Annotated in this window: 1 pseudogene; it reads left to right on the plus strand. The window is 60.2% G+C overall.

From position 1 onward, the window contains the following. Positions 1–24: 24 nt before the first annotated feature. Positions 25–249: pseudogene (gene prfB / locus AC5IJH_RS18500) on the plus strand (peptide chain release factor 2); the annotation flags it as partial.

A 249-nucleotide genomic window follows, 5' to 3' on the forward strand; every position in this document is an offset into this window, starting at 1 on the left:
TCAAGTCAGGTCAGGCCCACATCCATGCTCGACGAATTGGAATTCGCCTACACTCCCGTGCGCGATCGCGTACGCGACCTGCGGGAGTATCTTTGACGCCTCGCGTCTGCGCGCGGATCTCAAAAAAAGTAGAAGAAAAGCTGGCCGATCCGGAGATCTGGGGCAAGCCCGCTGAGTCACAGGTGCTGATGCGTGAGCGCAAGCGGCTCGAGGAGCAGCTTGCTTACGACGTCGAGCTGACGCGGCGCA

This window comes from Candidatus Dedyshia acidiphila, from assembly GCF_051025295.1.
Classification (GTDB): Bacteria; Acidobacteriota; Terriglobia; order Terriglobales; family Acidobacteriaceae; genus KBS-83.